Below are 15,066 nucleotides of genomic sequence, written 5' to 3' on the forward strand. Positions count from 1 at the left end.
TTCAGGTGTTAGCGGTTTAGCAGGTCGTCCAAAAAAATCAACGGAGACAAAGACATGCAAGACAAAGCGACGGATTCAGATCGCAGAGCATTCCTGGCCGGGGCAACTGCCACGGCGGCAGCGCTGGGTCTGCCAGCAGCGCAAGCGCAAGTCGGCACCAGGGCCGTTGCACAGGCCGATGCCATCACCATGGCAGTGCAGATGCGCAAAGGCGATGTCACGCCGCTGGAGGCTCTTGATGCCGCCATTGCGCGCGTTGAAGCCTTGCCCAGGCTCAATGCCGTGGTCATCAAAGACTACGAACTGGCCCGCGAGCATGCCAAGAAGCTCTCGGCCATGGGCCGCGATGCACGCAAACAGGCGACTGACAAAGCTCCGCTGTGGGGTCTGCCGTTTGTGCTCAAGGACCTGGGTCTGAGCATGACAGGAACCGTGACCAGCAATGGTTGCCGCTTCTTCAAGGATGCTGTCGCGTCGCTGGACTCCACGCTGGTGATGCGCTACAAGGCTGCGGGTCTCAACATCTTTGGCAAGACGGCATCTCCCGAGTTCGGCATGACGACTACCACAGAGTCAAAGCTTTACGGCGTCACGCCCAACCCCTGGAACACTGGGCATACCACGGGCGGTTCTTCCGGTGGGACTGCCGCTGTGGTGGCGGCCGGCATTCTGCCCGTGGGCCATGCCAGCGATGGTGGCGGCTCCATCCGCATACCGGCCGCACATTGCGGCCTGTTCGGACTCAAGCCCAGTCGTGGGCGTGTGCCTGCAGGGCCAGGAGCGCTGGATGGTGCAACAGGTTTGTCGGTGAACCACGTCATCAGCCGCAGCGTGCGCGACTCTGCCTTGCTGCTGGACTTGAGTGCCGGGCCCGAGTTCGGCTCGCGAGTGCGACCTCCCTCTGATGTTTCTCGGGGCTACCTTGAAGCGATGCACCAGCCCGAGCGCAAGCTGCGTATTGCCGTCTGGCGCAAGAACTATTTCGGGATTCCCGTGCATGCCGAATGCCTGGAGGCCGTGGACAAAGCGGCCAAGGCCTGCGAGGCCCTGGGGCATTTTGTTGAAGAGGCCATGCCAGAGCTGCCGGTGAACGAAATATTTGGTGGCATGGGTGCAGGCATGTCTGCAGGTCTGCTCAGTGCCATTGAATACCGTGAGAAGCAGCTGGGCCGCGCGGTGCGCGAAGACGAGATGGAGCCGCTGAACTGGGCTGCGTTGCAGGCCGCGAAGAAGGCATCGGCGCTGGATCTGTACCGTGGCCGTGCAGGCTTCGACAAGGCGGGGCAATTGATCGATGCATTCCTGTCCAGGTACGACCTGATTCTGACGCCGACCACCGTGGTGCCTGCACAGAAACTGGGCACGCTGCGACTCGATCAGCCTTATGAAAGCTATGCCGCCGAGGCCATGAACTCCTCCGCCTTTACCTCGCTGTTCAACATCAGCGGTCATCCGGCCATGTCCGTGCCGCTGCACTGGACGGCAGACCACCTCCCTGTGGGTTCCCACTTTGTCGCACCGTTTGGTGGCGAAGGCCGCTTGCTGCGCCTGGCGGCGCAGCTGGAGCAAGCCCTGCCATGGGCACATCGCGTGCCGGACCTGTCCGCACTCAAGGCTTGAATGTCCAGCAACAAGAAGGAGGGGAGCATGGAATCAGTGAATCAAGGTGTGGATCGTCGTGGCTTTATTCAGGGCGCAGGTGCCGTGGCCGCAGCAACAGCCGTGCCGGCAATGGCCGCACAGAAGAAAAATGAGGCGATGGCAGTGGATGGCTACGCCTGGGCAGAACAGATCCGCCGCGGCGATATCACGCCGCTGGAAGCGCTGGAAGCGGCGATTGCACGCACGCAGGCCTTGCCCAAGCTCAATGCAGTGGTCATCAAGGACTACGACCTGGCACGCGATCAGGCCAGGCAGATGTCGGCTCTGGGCAGCGCTGCACGTGCCGAAGCCACGGCCAGGGCGCCCATGTGGGGAGTGCCCTTCCTGCTCAAGGATCTGAACCAGTATCTGAAGGGAACGGTCACAACCAACGGCTGCCGCTTTTTCAAGGGGGCCGTGGCAGAGTACGACAGCACCCTAGTGGCACGCTACAAGGCGGCCGGTCTCAATATCTTTGGCAAGACGGCATCGCCCGAGTTCGGCCAGACGCCCACGACCGAGTCCTTGCTCTATGGCAAGTCGCCCAACCCCTGGAATGCAGCCCACACGACGGGCGGCTCCTCGGGTGGTGCGGCATCGGTGGTTGCCGCAGGCATTGTGCCCGTGGCCCATGCCAGCGATGGAGGTGGCTCCATTCGCATTCCCGCTTCGCACTGCGGCCTGTTTGGCCTCAAGCCCAGCCGCGGCCGTCTGCCCGCCGGTCCGGCCAATATGGAAGGCTGGATGGGCTTGTCCATGAACCATGTCATCAGCCGCAGCGTGCGCGACAGCGCTCACCTGCTCGATCTGACGCAGGGGCGCGAGCCAGGCTCGCGCACCGTGCCGCCGCGCGACGTGGAGGGCAGCTATCTGGACGCCCTCAAGCAGGCGCCCAAGAAGCTCAGGATCGCCGTCTGGTCCAGGAACTACTTTGGCATTCCCGTGCATGCGGACTGTCAGGCTGCGGTGGACAAGGCCATCAAGGCCTGCCTGGCGCTGGGGCATGAAATCGTGGAGGACATGCCGGAGTTGCCTGTGGCTGAGGTGTTCTCGGGCCTGGGCGTGGTGACGTCCGTGGGCATGATGGCCAGCATCCGTGCCCGCGAAAAGCTGCTGGGTCGCGCCGTGCGTCAGGACGAGGTAGAGCAGATGGACTGGCTGTATCTGGAAAAGGCCAAGTCCTATACCGCCGAGCAGATGCTGATGGCGCGTACCAACTTCGATACGGCGGGGCAGATCCTGGACCGATTCTTTCTCAAGTACGACCTGATTCTGACCCCGGTGATGGCGGTGCCGCCGCCGCTGTTGGGCGTGCTGACGCTTGACCAGCCTTATGACTCATTCGCGCGCGAAGCCGTCAAGGCTTCGCCCTATACCGCGCTTTTCAATATGACAGGCCAGCCCGCAATGTCTGTGCCCATGCACTGGACCAGGGACAACTTGCCTGTGGGCGCGCACTTCGCTGCCCCGTTCGGCCGCGAAGGGCGCCTGTTGGCGCTGGCCGCGCAGCTGGAACAAGCTGTTCCCTGGGCACATCGTCAGCCTGATCTGTCGGTTTTCAAAGCGTGATTTCAAGAGCGCAGACAGGCTGCGGGCCTGCTCTGCACAGCAAGCAAAAGGGGAAAGAAATGGGTATTTGCAACCAGAGAACCGTCGTCATCACCGGTGCAGGCGGTGGCCTGGGCCGTGCTTATGCGCTGGCCTTCGCGCAAGAAGGTGCAAATGTGGTGATCAACGACATTCGTGCCGAAGCCGCCCAGGCCGTGGCCGAAGAAGTCAAGGCCGCAGGCGGCAAGGCGCTGGCCAACACGGGTGACATCACCACTGTGGCTGGTGCGCAATCGATTCTCGATGCGGCACTGGCCGCCTTTGGCGATGTGCAGGTCATCGTCAACAACGCGGGCGTGCTGCGCGACCGCATGTTCCTGAGCCTGTCCGAAGAGGACTGGGATATGGTCATGCGCGTGCATCTGCGCGGACATTTCTGCATGGCCAAGGTGTTTGGCGGCTACTGGCGCGATCAGAAGAAGGCCGGTAAGGACGTGGATGCGCGCATCATCAACACCAGCTCGGGCGCGGGCCTGCAAGGCTCCATAGGCCAGAGCAACTATGCCGCAGCCAAGGCCGGCATCGCCGGTCTGACACTGGTGCAGGCTGCGGAGTTGGCGCGCTACGGCATCACCGCCAACTGTCTGGCACCTGCTGCGCGCACTTCCATGACCGAAGGCGCCATGCCCGATATGGTCAGGAAGCCCGAATCCGGCTTCGACGTCTGGGACCCCATGAACGTGGCCTCCATCGTCGTCTGGCTGGGCAGCACCCAGTCCAGGCATGTGACGGGCCGCTGCTTTGAAGCCAAGGGCGGCGAGCTGTCCGTGGCCGACGGCTGGTTCACCGGCAAGATCAATGACAAGCAGGCGCGCTGGGAGCCTGCCGAGCTGTCAGGTGTGGTCGATCAACTGATCGCCGAGGGCAAGGCCCCTCAGAAGGTCTACGGGACCTAAGCAGAAGAAACAGCCGGGGCATGGGGCCCGGCCTTCCCATTCGATGAAGAACTCAGGACGCGAGCCATCATGGATTTAAGTCTGAACGAAGAACAAAAAATGATCGCCGAGAGCGCTGCGGTGTTTCTGCAGGAAAAAAGCAGCACGGCGCAGGTGCGCAAGGTTTCTGAAACCGAGGGCGGGCTGGACCGTGCCCTGTGGCAGGAAGTGCTGGACATGGGCTGGTGCAGCGTGGCTCTGCCCGAAGCCGCAGGTGGAATGGGTCTGGGCTGGCGCGAGCTGGTGCTGCTTCAGGAGCAGATGGGCTATCACCTGGCCTGTGTGCCGTTTTTTGACGCTGTCGTCGCAGTGACGCCGTTGTGGCAAGCGTTGAGCCAGACCGGGCAGGGCCAGGACGTGGTGGAGCGCCTGGCGGCCTCTGGCCGGATCTGCGTGTTGGGCATGACGGTGCGTGGCGAGCTGCCCGCGGCCGCGACCGTGAGGCTCGAAGGCGATGAACTGGTGCTCAATGGCCAGTGGAGTCAGGTGGGATCAGGAGCACATGCCGATGTGTTCCTGCTGCCCGCTACCCTGCCTTGCGGCTCGCTGGGCCTGCTGGAGGTGCACGCCAAGGCGGAAGGTTTGAGCGTTCAGGCGCTGACTACGGTGGACGCCACACGCAGCAGTGCCGATGTCATGGCCGTTGATGTGAGATTGACTGGCGCTGCCGTGCTGATGCATGGCGAGGCGCTCAGGAGCCTGTGGGCCCAGACCCGCAATCTGGCTGCCATCGGTTTGGCGGCTGAGCAGGTCGGTGTGGCCGAACGCGCGCTGAATCTGGCCGTGGAATACACCAAGGAGCGTCAGCAGTTCGGTAAGGCCGTGGGCAGCTTTCAGGGCGTCAAGCACCGGGCAGCGCAGATGCTGGTGAAGGTGGAGACTGCTCGTTCTGCCGTCTATGCAGCAGCTTTCATAGCTGATAGCGCCGACGTCACAAGCGACCTGAGCTACTTCGCGGCTCAAGCTCGCACAGATGCAACGGAGGCAGCTCTCTTTTCCACGCGCGAAAGCATTCAGTTGCACGGCGGAGTGGGATTCACCTGGGAGTTTGATCCGCATCTGTTCTTCCGCCGCGCGCAGGCATCCAGCCAGCGCATGGGCACGGTGGAGCAGTGGCGCGAGCTGGTGGCTGCGCGTTTGTTGGACGAAGCGACAGAAGGTCAGATGGCGGAGGCAGCATGAAGATGCAAGAGTCGGAAATCAATGAAGCCTTTCGCGCTGAAGTGCGTGAATGGATGGCGCAACATCTGACAGGGCGGTTCGCCCCGCTCAAACATGCCAGCGGTCTGGGTGCCGAAGGTTATGACGCACAACTGGCCAAGGAATGGGAGCAGGAGCTGGCCAAGGGCGGCTGGACCGGCCTGGGCTGGGAGACCCGGTACGGTGGCCGTAACGCCCCGCTGGCGCAGCAAGTCATCTTTCACGAGGAATATGTGCGCTGCGGCGGTCCCGGCCGCATCGGTCATATCGGCGAGACCCTGCTGGCACCCACACTGATGGCTTTTGGCACGCCCGAGCAGAAGCAGCGTTTTCTGCCCGGCATTCTGGCCGGTACCGACTACTGGGCTCAGGGCTACTCCGAGCCCGGCGCGGGCTCCGACCTGGCGGGCATTCGTACCAAAGCCCATCGCGATGCGGCCACGGGCGAGTGGGTGATCAACGGTCAGAAGGTCTGGACCTCCTGGGCCCATGAGTCCGAATGGGTGTTTGTGCTGGCTCGCACCGACGAGGTTGGAGCGAGCACTGCCAGCCCCCGCCATGCGGGCATGGTGCTGCTGCTGGTGCCCATCAAGCAGGCCGGTGTGGAGGTGCGTCCGATTCGCCAGATCACCGGCACTTCGGAGTTCAACGAAGTTTTCTTTGACGGCGCACGCACCGAAGGCGCGCTGCATCTGGGCCCCGTGGGTGACGGCTGGAAGGTCGCCATGTACCTGCTGGGCTGCGAGCGCGGTGCATCCACTCTGGGCCAGCAGGCACATTTCCGCTATGAGCTGGACCTGATCATCGACCTGGCCAAGCGCAATGGCGCGGCCCGCGACCCCCTGATCCGTCAGCGCCTGGCCAAGGCCGATATGGGCCTGCAGACTCTGCGCGCCCATGCGCTGCGCTCCAGCGATGAGAGCACGCCCTTCCGTGTGGCTTCCGTCTCCAAATACGCATGGTCCAACTGGCACCGTGATCTGGGCGAGCTGGCCATGGATGTGCTGGGCGAGCAGGGCGAACTGGTGCTCAAGGAGCCTGCGCTTGCTGCGCTGCAGCAACTGTGGCTGGTCAGCCGCGCCGACACCATTTACGCCGGCACCAACGAAATTCAGCTGAACCTCATGGCCGAGCGTGCGCTGGGCATGCCGCGCTGATTCCAGGAGCCTGGAGTGCTCGTCTTTGGGTAGGTGATTACTCTGACTGGCTTACGTAAAGCTGCCGTAAATCGCGGGTTGACCCTGAAGGTTTACGGCACTTTTGCGTTTGAAATGTCCGTCCAGCGACATTAGGGAATGACCTATCGTCCAAAGTGACGATGCTGCAGCGCAGCGGGAGCCGGAAGATCAAGGTAACTACCTTTTGAATGACAAATGACTAGCGCTCCCTCCTACGTTGCTCCCCACGGCCTGCTCAAAGACAAAACTGTGCTCGTTACCGCTGCTGCTGGCGCCGGTATTGGCTTTTCAGCTGCAAAACGAGCAGCAGAGGAGGGCTGCAGGGCCTTGTTCATCTCCGATGTGCATGAGCGTCGGCTGGCCGAAGCCGTGGAGCAGATCAAAAAGGACACGGGTTTGTCCCAGGTCTTTGGCAAGCTCTGCGACGTGAGCAAGGAAGAACAGGTTCAGGCGCTGATCTCCGAAGCCGACAGCGCCATGGGCGGTATCGATGTGCTGATCAATAACGCGGGTCTGGGCACCAGTTGCAAGGTCGTCGACATGGGCGATGACGAGTGGAGCAAGGTCATCGACATCACGCTGACCGGCACCTTCCGCATGACGCGCGCAGCGCTCAAGCTGATGCAGCCACGCGGCAAGGGTGTGATCGTCAACAACGCATCGGTGCTGGGCTGGCGCGCTCAGACCGAGCAGGCTCACTACGCGGCCGCCAAGGCAGGCGTGATGGCCCTCACACGCTGTTCGGCGCTGGAAGCTGCCGAATTCGGCATCCGCATCAACGCCGTGGCACCTTCCATTGCCATCCACGCCTTCCTCAAGAAGTCTGCCTCTGAAGAGCTGCTGGCCAAGCTGTCCGAGAAGGAAGCCTTTGGTCGGGGTGCCGAGCCCTGGGAAGTAGCCAATGTGATGATCTTCCTGGCCAGCGACTACTCCTCGTACATGACGGGTGAAGTGGTGTCCGTCAGCTCGCAGAGGGCCTGAACATGAATGCAGTCGCAGACAAGATGCTGTTTGACTCGGCAGCCTCGGTGCAGGCATCGGTGGGGCGTCAGCTGGGCGAGACCGAATGGGTGCAGATCACGCAGGAGCGGATCAATCAGTTTGCCGATGCCACGGGCGATCACCAATGGATTCATGTGGACCCCGAGCAGGCCAGGAACGGCCCGTTCGGCGCCTGCGTGGCCCATGGATATCTGACGCTGTCTCTGGCCAATCTGTTTTTGCCGCAGCTGGTCAGCTATCAGGGGCTGAAGATGGGCGTCAACTATGGCTGCGAGAAGGTGCGTTTTCCGGCTCCGGTGCTGGTGAACAGCTTCGTGCGTGGCAGCGGTGAGGTGGTGGCGGCAACGCCTATCGGAGAAGACGGCGTACAGGTCACGATCCGCATCACCGTACAGGTCAGGAATCAGGATAAACCCGGCTGTGTGGTTGAAACCATCAGCAGGCTGTTCTTTATCCGGGAAAATTGAGTGTGTGCAAGCGCCTGCTTCGGCGGGCGATTGCATTTTTTGTGAAGAGGGATGAGCTGCCGACAGAGTGGCCGACCTCGATACGGCAGCAAAAGCTGCCCAGGGCGCGACGAAAAGAAAGTTAGGAGACAAAGACATGAAAGACGCAGTCATCGTTTCGACGGCACGTACCCCCATAGGCAAGGCTTACCGTGGTGCCTTCAACGACACCGAAGCTCCGGTGCTGGGCGGACACGTCATTCGCGCGGCGCTCAACAAGGCGAACGTGGCTGGTGCCGATGTGGATGACGTCATTTTGGGCATTGCCGCGCAGCAGGGCACGCAGGGCTACAACCTGGGGCGTCTGTGCGGCTACACCGCCGGCCTGCCGGAATCCGTGGGCGGCATGGTGATCGATCGCATGTGCGCATCGGGCCTGATGAGCATTGCCACGGCTGCCAAGGGTGTCATGACCGGCGAGATGAATATCGCTGTGGCCGGCGGCCTGGAGTCCATTTCCCTGGTACAGAACAAGTACAAGAACTCGTACCGTGCCCAATCGAAGGCGGTGCTGGCCGCAGAGCCCACAGCTTACATCCAGATGATAGAGACGGCCGAGCTGGTCAGCCAGCGTTACGGCATCAGTCGTGAAGCCCAGGACGAGTACTCGCTGCGCAGCCAGCAGCGCGTGGCCGCCGCACAGGCCCGTGGTCTGTTCGACGATGAAATCGTGCCGCTGACCACGGTCAAGCAGCTGTTTGACAAGGAAGGCAATGTCACCGGCAGCGAGGAAGTCACGCTGACCCGCGACGAGGGCAACCGTGCCGACACCACGCTTGAGAGCCTGGCCAAGCTCAAGCCTGTATGGAAGAACGGCCAGTGGGTGGAGCAAGGCCAGTTCATCACGGCCGGCAATGCCTCCCAGCTGTCCGACGGTGCCAGCGCCTGTGTGGTGATGAGTGCCGACGAAGCCCGCAGTCGCGGCCTCGCGCCTCTGGGCATCTATCGCGGCGTGGCCGTGGCAGGCTGCCGTGCCGATGAAATGGGGATCGGCCCCGTCTATGCCATCCCCAAGCTGCTCAAGCAGCATGGGCTGACGGTTGGCGACATCGGCCTGTGGGAAATCAACGAGGCATTTGCCTGTCAGGTAATCTACAGCCGCGACAAACTCGGCATTCCCGATGAGCGCCTGAACGTCAACGGCGGCGCGATCTCCATCGGCCACCCCTTCGGCATGTCGGGCGCACGTCTGGTGGGGCACGCCCTGCTGGAGGGGCGTCGCCGTGGCGTGCGTTTTGTGGTGGTGAGCATGTGTATTGGCGGCGGCATGGGTGCGGCCGGCCTGTTTGAGCTGAACTGACCTGTCTGCAACCAACCTTCAACCAAGGAGTTGAACATGATGGACAGCGCTTTCGCCAAGATGGGTTTTTCCACCTACACGCCAAGTTCCATCGCTTGCGTGATCAAGGATGTGCCCATATTCGACACCCCGGCCCCCGTGCGCGCATCGGCCGATGCGCCCTTCGTGAGCGCCGAGCAGTTCAGTGCGCTGATCAGTCAGCTCTATGAAGCTGCCATGGACCCGGAAGGCTGGAAGCCTTTTCTGGAGACCCTGCGTCTGCAACTGGGCGGCAACTACGCCTCGCTCATAGTGCGCCCCGGCTCCGCCGATGATGTGGGGCTGATCGTCTCGGCCGCAGGCGACCGCCGCGATCTGATGCCGAACTGTCCCAAGATCAGCATGAGCCCGTTTCGCAGCATGCCTACCGACCGTATCGTGACCGTGGGGGACGTGATGCCCGAGTCCGAGTGGCGCGCTTCAAGCTACTACAACGACTGGTGCAAGCAGCTGCAGGTGTTTCACGTGATGGCTGCCGACATCGTTACCAAGGACAGCTGCGTCTACGGTCTGCGCATCACGCGGCCCGAAGGTGCCCCGGCTTTCAACAAGCAGGAGCGTGCCTTTGGCTCCATGATGCTGCCGCATATCAAGCGCGCGCTGAACCTGCATCTGTCGGTGAACCAGGACCGTCAGGTCATCTCCCTCTACAGCAAGGCCACGGCCCAGCTGATGGTGGGGGTGGTCATCCTCGATCAGAACGGCAATGTGCTGGAGTGCAATCCCGCAGCAGCCAGCATTCTGGACATGCAGGACGGTCTGAAGATCTCCGGCGGCATGCTGGAGGCCAACTACGCCAATGACAACCGCAAGCTGCAGCGCCTGATCAAGGATGCGCTAATGCATACCCAGGTCTCGCGCCTGTCCATGACCGAAGGCATGTCGGTCAGCCGGCAGTCCGGCCAGCTCAACTGGGGCGTGGTGGTGCAAAGCATTTCTCCCGACGAGTGGACCGAGGGCAAGCAGCGCCCCAGTGTCGCCGTCTTTGTGCGTGACACCGGCGGCAAGGCCGACCCACCCGTGAAGCTGGCTCAGCAGCTGTTCCAGCTGACGCCGGCCGAGACTTCACTGGCCATTCAACTGGCCAACGGCCTGTCGCTTGAAGAGGCTGCCGAAGCACTCAACATCCGCCGCAACACGGCGCGAGCCCATCTGCGCTCCATCTTTTCCAAGACGGGAGTGCGCCGCCAGACCGAGTTGGTGCGCATCTTCCTCAACAGCGTGGCCTGGCTGGGGAACAAGTGAAGACGGTTGGTGGAAATAAAAAGCGGGCTTCGGCCCGTTTTTTGCATATGGAGCAGAACCGGGCAGTCTGCTTTCAACCATGACCGTGCAAAATACTTCGCGCAGCATGTCGATCGTAGGCACGGTTCAGGCAGCTCGTGATCGGGCATAGAGCGACCGCGACTCATTGAAGGCCAGGCCGGGCCAGGCCAGGCCGGGCCGAAATGGCGCCTATGCAGAAATGACTTGACGGTTGCAGGCAAGCCCAGCGAATGTGCTCCATGCATTCCTTGGCGAAATCTCCAGGCCCTGGAGTTTGCTTGCGCACAGCTTATCCGTGCAGGATGGTCACATGGTTTCCCGGGCTTGCTTCTCATATATTCCATCCACGCAAGTTCAATCGTTTGAAAACAAGCTGGCGGTCGCGGTGCGAATGCCTGTCAGAGCAAGATAACCCCCACCCCTCACCAGAGAAACCAAGGCAGAATGACGGGCGCGGGGGGAGTATCCGGTGTTCCTACGGGAGAAAGCACTGGCATGGCTAAACAGGAGAAATGTGACCGGCTCGCTCAAATACAGCAACGACATGAAACTATTTCGCAAGCCTGCTTTTGATCACAGCAACGTCGTTTCCCGTGCTCCCTATGCAATGCTCTTGGTGGGAGGGGTTATTGCGCTGTCGATGACAGTGATCTGTACCGTCGTCCTCTATCAGAGCCGGCTGGATACGATGGAGCACGCGATAGAAACATCGCGCAATGTGGCCCTTCTTGCCGAAAATGACGTGGTTCGGAACTTCGAGCTCTATGCACTGTCGTTGCAAGCCGTGGTCGACGGACTCAACGATTCCGAAGTGATGGCCGCCTCGCCGCATTTGCGTAATGCGGCCTTGTTCGACAAGGCCGCGACCGCGACTTATCTGGGATCTATCCTGGTTCTTGACGCAGACGGAAAAATTGCCCTCAATGCAGGGGGCGCGGATTCGGTGAATGGGCATTACTCGGATCATGACTTCTTCAAGGTGCACAAAGAAAGCCCAAGCATCGGGCTCTACGTGGGCGACCCTTATTCATCCACGCTGCATGGCGGCTCCCTGAGCATTCCTCTGAGTCGTCGGATTTCCCATGCGGACGGCTCTTTCGCGGGCATTGTGCTGATAGATGTTCAGCTGGAGTACTTTCAGAAACTGTTTTCTGTGCTCTCGCTAGGTAAACACGGATCGCTGGCCTTGATAAGGAAAGATGGAGCCATGATGATGCGGCAGCCCTTCGATGCAAAGGTCATCGGGCGCAATATCCGCAATGCAAGCACGTTCCAGCAATTCATGTCGGCACCCGAAGGCAGCTTTTCGGATACGTCCTACCTTGATGGCGCCCAGCGGGCGTATTACTTCAAGAATCTGCCCAGCTTGCCATTCATCATCATGGTGGCCAAGGCGCATTCCGATATTTACGAGGTCTGGCGACAGAGAGCCGTGCTGATTACCTCTGTCATGGGGACGCTCACGATGGCGTTCATTGGCCTGTCCTTCGCGTTCGGGGTGCAGCTCAAGCGCCGCATGCGCGCAGAGTCCGAGCTGGCGTTGCTCGCGCGTACCGATGGTCTGACCGGCCTGAACAACCGCCGCAAGCTCGACGAGATCATCGAGCATGAGTGGCACAAGGCCAAGAGAAGTCACAGTGCCTTCTCGCTGCTGTTCGTGGATATCGACTGGTTCAAGGCCTATAACGACACCTACGGGCATCAGGCCGGAGACGCGGTGCTGGCGACCGTGGCAAGATGCATTGCCGAAAATATCCGGCGCCCCGAGGACAGTGCGGCCCGCTATGGGGGTGAGGAATTCATCGTGGTGCTGCCGGACACGACGCTGGATGGAGGCGCGCTGATTGCCGAGAACATCCGGGAGGCCATCGCCGAACTGGCGATCGTGCACACGGGCAGCGAATTCGGCTGCATCACGGTCAGCATCGGTTGCGCGGCCTGGGTGCCGGGCAAGGATCTGGACGTGCCGGAGGTCCTGCGTTCGGCCGACAAGGCGCTATACGGCGCCAAGATGACCGGCCGCAACAAGGTCGTTCTATCCAGCTCGTCTGCGGCATAGTGGCGCAGCCGCGCTGCTGACGCCGGGGCTTGCCCTGCAGGGCAGCATCCGCTTCGACATCACAGATTGCTTCAATAGTGATAGCTTATATCGCTTGTTTTGTATGGATTTCAGAGTAATAGATACCTGAAGTCCAATGATTAAAAGCGATAGAAGCTATATTTCAAGAAGCATCAATCCCCTGTCCCTGACCGCTCAGGCGCAGGCCCTGCTCTCGCGCAGCGCCGCTATATCGGCCTGGGCATATCCCAGGGACGCGAGCACGGCATCGGTGTCCTGGCCGATCCTGCTGCCCGGCGTGGGGCGGCGCGCCGGGGTGCGCGAAAAGCGTGGAGCGGGTGCCGGCTGGCGCTGGCTGCTGCCTTCCACTTCCAGATCGACAAACAGCTGGCGCTGGGCGTTGTGCGGATGAGAGGGGGCTTCGGCCAGGCTCAGCACCGGGGCAAAGCAGACATCGCTGCCTTCGAGCTCTTCGCACCACTGTGCCTGGGTCTTGCCGCGCACAATCGCGGCCACGCGGGCCTTGATTTCGGGCCAGTCCGCGCTTTGGTACTGGCGCCCGGGATCGACATCGGTCAGGCCCAGCTTCTGTAGCTGCAAGGCATAGAACTGCGGCTCGATGGCGCCGAGGGTGATGTATCTGCCATCGGCGCACTCGAAGGCCTCGTAGAAGGGCGAGGTGTTGAGAAAGTGGTTCTGTGCGGGGTCGTCCTTCCAGTAGCCCATGGCGCCGCGCATCTGGTGAATCAGGCCACTCATGGCGGTCACTCCGTCGATCATGGCGGCGTCCACCACCTGACCCCTGCCGGATTGGCGCGCCTCGTGCATGGCGCACATAAGGCCGAACAGCAGGAACATGGCACCGCCCGCCATATCGCCCACGATGGTCGGCGGCAGCACGGGCGCCTGGCCGGGGCGCATGGAAGTGGACATCACGCCCGTCAGCGCCACATAGTTGATGTCATGGCCTGCGGCCTGGGACAGGGGGCCGGTCTGGCCCCAGCCGGTGACGCGGCCAAAGACCAGGCGGGGCGCGCGGCGGACGACTTCCTCGGGGCTGAAGCCCAGGCGCTCCATCACGCCGGGTCTGAAGCCCTCGATGAGTGCGTCGGCAGACTCGATCAGCTTCCAGGCAGCGGCGCGTCCGGCCTCGGACTTGAGGTCCAGCGCGATGGACTTCTTGCCCCGGTTCTGCGCCATGCGGGGGTAGCGGGATGCCGCTGCATGGTCGGCGCTGCGCTCGATGAGAATCACTTCGGCGCCCATATCGGCCAGCATCATGCCGGCAAAAGGGGCTGGGCCTATGCCTGCAAATTCGAGGATGCGCATGCCGGACAAGGGGCCAGCGTTCTGGCCCTGGGATGGGTTTTCTGTGCTCAAGTCGGTCTCCTGTGGTGTCTCTGACTTTTCTATCTTGTGGATCCCGCCGGTTTTGACCCCGTCCATTTGGAGTATGTCCGGGGCGCAGGCCAGGCCAACACTGGGCATTCCATAAACCAAGGAGTGCAAGACATGTTCAGGCTGGATGGGAAAGTGGCGCTGGTCAGCGGCGCCGGGCGCGGCATGGGGTTCGGCATCGCGCAGGCGCTCGCCGTGCAGGGCGCGCATGTGGTGGTGAACGACTTTCATCAGGACCGCGCCGAGAGTGCTGCACGTCAACTGCGCGAGGCGGGATTGAACGCGTCGGCACAGGCGGCGGATCTGACCGACCGCGCCGCCATCTTTGCCATGGTCGAGCGCATCCAGGCCGAGGTGGGCGTGGTCGATATCTTTGTGCACAACGCCGGCATTCCGGCCCAGGGCTGGGGCTACACGCCGTTTCTGCAGTCGCCCGAGTCCGAATGGAACGCCTGGCTGCAGCTCAATCTGCATGGGTTGATGCATGCCTGCCAGGCGCTATTGCCCGCCATGCAGCAAAAGGGCTGGGGCCGCATTGTGGCCATCAACTCCGACGCGGCGCGCACGGCCACGGGCATGGGGCTGTGCGCCTATGGCGCAGCCAAGGCGGCAGCGATTGGCTTCATTCGCAATCTCTCGGGCGAAGTGGGCCCGCATGGCGTGACGGCGAACGCCTTGTCGCTGGGCACCATGAACAACTGGGAAGGCTCGGAGAAGATCGCCAGAAAGGGCACGTCCGTGGGGCGGGCCGGATCGCCCCAGGATGTGGGCGCGGCCGTGAGCTATCTGGCATCGACCGAGGCCGAGTGGGTCAACGGCCAGGTGCTGCCGGTCAACGGCGGTGGTCTGGTGGCCTGAGTTCAGCAGCCGTCCTCAACAGCCTTCCGGTGGTTCAAGCCGGGAGGCTTTTTTTCACCCAAGAGACCGCGAGCGG

At 61.9% G+C, this 15,066-nt stretch carries 12 protein-coding genes; 11 read left to right on the forward strand and 1 reads right to left on the reverse strand.

Annotated elements, in window-relative coordinates:
* Positions 1 to 54: 54 nt before the first annotated feature.
* The 10 genes from CTR2_RS06735 to CTR2_RS06780 all read left to right on the forward strand — a co-directional run bounded on the left by CTR2_RS06735 (position 55) and on the right by CTR2_RS06780 (position 12,734).
* Positions 55 to 1,620 carry an amidase gene (locus CTR2_RS06735; protein WP_087086021.1) on the forward strand — a complete coding sequence of 522 codons (1,566 nt, stop codon included), beginning with the start codon at positions 55 to 57 and terminating at the stop codon, positions 1,618 to 1,620.
* Positions 1,621 to 3,210 carry an amidase gene (locus tag CTR2_RS06740; RefSeq protein WP_087086020.1) on the forward strand — a complete coding sequence of 530 codons (1,590 nt, stop codon included), beginning with the start codon at positions 1,621 to 1,623 and terminating at the stop codon, positions 3,208 to 3,210. It abuts the gene before it with no gap.
* A 59-nt stretch (positions 3,211 to 3,269) separates the two neighbouring features.
* Positions 3,270 to 4,145 carry an SDR family oxidoreductase gene (locus CTR2_RS06745; RefSeq protein ID WP_087086019.1) on the forward strand — a complete coding sequence of 292 codons (876 nt, stop codon included), beginning with the start codon at positions 3,270 to 3,272 and terminating at the stop codon, positions 4,143 to 4,145.
* A gap of 99 nt (positions 4,146 to 4,244) precedes the next feature.
* Positions 4,245 to 5,366, forward strand: a complete 1,122-nt coding sequence (locus tag CTR2_RS06750; protein ID WP_087086018.1) for an acyl-CoA dehydrogenase family protein — start codon at positions 4,245 to 4,247, stop codon at positions 5,364 to 5,366.
* Positions 5,363 to 6,541, forward strand: a complete 1,179-nt coding sequence (locus tag CTR2_RS06755; RefSeq protein WP_087086017.1) for an acyl-CoA dehydrogenase family protein — start codon at positions 5,363 to 5,365, stop codon at positions 6,539 to 6,541. The genes CTR2_RS06750 and CTR2_RS06755 overlap by 4 nt, the downstream gene beginning before the upstream one ends.
* Before the next feature lie 216 nt (positions 6,542 to 6,757).
* Positions 6,758 to 7,543: an SDR family oxidoreductase gene (locus CTR2_RS06760; RefSeq protein ID WP_087086016.1), complete on the forward strand. Its 786-nt coding sequence runs from the start codon at positions 6,758 to 6,760 to the stop codon at positions 7,541 to 7,543.
* Between the two features lie 2 nt (positions 7,544 to 7,545).
* The gene (locus CTR2_RS06765; protein ID WP_004341299.1) at positions 7,546 to 8,031 is read left to right on the forward strand and encodes a MaoC family dehydratase; all 486 of its coding nucleotides are present in this window, start codon (positions 7,546 to 7,548) and stop codon (positions 8,029 to 8,031) included.
* 136 nt (positions 8,032 to 8,167) lie between these two features.
* Entirely contained in the window at positions 8,168 to 9,370 is a 1,203-nt protein-coding gene (locus CTR2_RS06770; RefSeq protein ID WP_053282976.1) for an acetyl-CoA C-acyltransferase, read from the forward strand.
* Between the two features lie 36 nt (positions 9,371 to 9,406).
* Positions 9,407 to 10,654 carry a LuxR C-terminal-related transcriptional regulator gene (locus CTR2_RS06775; RefSeq protein ID WP_012837485.1) on the forward strand — a complete coding sequence of 416 codons (1,248 nt, stop codon included), beginning with the start codon at positions 9,407 to 9,409 and terminating at the stop codon, positions 10,652 to 10,654.
* A 628-nt stretch (positions 10,655 to 11,282) separates the two neighbouring features.
* Complete coding sequence (locus CTR2_RS06780) at positions 11,283 to 12,734, forward strand: sensor domain-containing diguanylate cyclase (protein WP_087086104.1); 1,452 nt, start codon at positions 11,283 to 11,285, stop codon at positions 12,732 to 12,734.
* Positions 12,735 to 12,929: 195 nt separating this feature from the next.
* On the opposite strand, the gene CTR2_RS06785 is transcribed toward CTR2_RS06780, so the two are convergent.
* On the reverse strand, positions 12,930 to 14,063 hold the full coding sequence (locus CTR2_RS06785; RefSeq protein WP_087086103.1) for a CaiB/BaiF CoA transferase family protein: 1,134 nt from the start codon (positions 14,061 to 14,063) through the stop codon (positions 12,930 to 12,932).
* Positions 14,064 to 14,246: 183 nt separating this feature from the next.
* Here CTR2_RS06785 and CTR2_RS06790 point away from each other — a divergent pair, with 183 nt between their 5' ends.
* Positions 14,247 to 14,990, forward strand: a complete 744-nt coding sequence (locus tag CTR2_RS06790; RefSeq protein ID WP_087086015.1) for an SDR family NAD(P)-dependent oxidoreductase — start codon at positions 14,247 to 14,249, stop codon at positions 14,988 to 14,990.
* The last annotated feature ends 76 nt before the right edge of the window (positions 14,991 to 15,066 follow it).

Origin of the sequence: Comamonas thiooxydans (assembly GCF_002157685.2) — a bacterium.
Taxonomy (GTDB): Bacteria; Pseudomonadota; Gammaproteobacteria; order Burkholderiales; family Burkholderiaceae_C; genus Comamonas; species Comamonas testosteroni_H.